This is a genomic window from Collinsella sp. LCP21S3_A3, assembly GCF_052118905.1.
Taxonomy (GTDB): Bacteria; Actinomycetota; Coriobacteriia; order Coriobacteriales; family Coriobacteriaceae; genus Collinsella.
Genome location: NZ_JBQKGH010000044.1, coordinates 1 through 1,289, shown reverse-complemented (window position 1 = coordinate 1,289; position 1,289 = coordinate 1). Strand labels below are relative to the sequence as shown.

The window sequence follows — 1,289 nt, the reverse complement described above, 5'->3', positions numbered from 1 at the left end:
TCTCTGCCGAGGTGATGTCGTGAGCGGCGACTGGATGACCCGCGCCGAGGTGGCCGACCTGCTGCGCGTCAGCCTCACCACCGTCGACCGGCTCGCCGCCGACGGGAAGCTGCGCCGCCACAAGCCAACCGGCAAACCACAGGGGCGCGTCGTCTTCTCCGCCGATCAGGTAGAGCGCCTCATCAGCAGGTCAGCCACCCGCTGACCACAAATAATCGGCCCCCGCCGCTGTCACGACGAGGGCCACGCAATCCCGAAAGGAAGCTCAACATGACAGACTCTACCACCACCCCCGCCGACTACCACGACCGCGCCAAGCGGATCGAGGCGGGTGACGAATCGTGAGCGACCTACTAGCCCACCTAGTCGAACTCGATCAGGCCATCACCGACATGCGGGAGGCCCGCAAGCGCATCGAGGCGGCCGTCACCGCGATAGCCGAGGCGAACACTTGGCCCTACGGCGACGCCTACCTTTACCAGGACGACGATTCACCCGAGCGCCTATGGCTCAACGGATTCTCGTGCATCAGACCCAGTGACGAGTTCGCCCGCGATGTTGGACGGAGCGTCATCCAGATGGCGATCCGACGCCCCGGGAAGAGCACCCAAATCGAGGTGACGGCATCGTGAGCGAGATCAACTGGGATGACTACAGCATCTACGACCACGACTTGCCGACCAACTGGCACGCCGCTGCGAGGAGGTGGGTGTGATGACGTACTACAAGGCTATCCGCCCCGACGGCACGTCGTGGTACGACCTCGGCTTCCGGTGGGTGGCTGAGCGTGGGCCGGTCGAGGGTGTGGAGGTGTGGCATCCGTCGCCCTCAGGTGAGCCCAGGTATGACCCGGCAGGGCATTTGGCCGCATCGACCGAGCCTGCCGACTGTTCCGGCATGGGGTGGCCGAGCCGTCTGCTGGAGGTGGAGCCGCTGGCCGATGTGGTGCCCGGGGCGATGCGCAAGGTCGGGTGCGCTGGGTGGCGTGTGGTGCGGGAGCTGCCCGCGTGGCAGGCGCTCGGGCCGTGTGGCCGTGAGGTGGTCGCCTATCTGGCGCTGCTGCCCACCCTGACCGATGACCAGGTGCAGATCGCCGCACGGTACGCCGCATGGGACGCCGCATGGTACGCCGCATGGGACGCCGCAGGGGACGCCGCATGGGCCGTCGTCGTCCGCGACATGATCTCCACCCCCCACTTCGCGACGCTCACCGAGCCGATGCGTGCCGCCGGGATCGACTTCGCCGCGCTCGGCGGTGCGTCATGACCCGCCGCATCGTGCTCGACATC

At 67.3% G+C, this 1,289-nt stretch carries 3 protein-coding genes; all 3 read left to right on the top strand.

Translation table 11 applies throughout. The features are described 5' to 3' along the window. The coding region (locus tag ACTQ0H_RS09250; RefSeq protein WP_441227480.1) for a helix-turn-helix domain-containing protein at positions 1 to 205 on the top strand (205 nt) is incomplete at its 5' end. Positions 206 to 341: 136 nt separating this feature from the next. Next, positions 342 to 632, top strand: coding sequence for a hypothetical protein (locus tag ACTQ0H_RS09245; RefSeq protein ID WP_432232230.1), 291 nt, complete (start codon positions 342 to 344; stop codon positions 630 to 632). A gap of 82 nt (positions 633 to 714) precedes the next feature. Beyond that, entirely contained in the window at positions 715 to 1,266 is a 552-nt protein-coding gene (locus ACTQ0H_RS09240) for a hypothetical protein (RefSeq protein WP_441548081.1), read from the top strand. Positions 1,267 to 1,289: the final 23 nt, after the last annotated feature.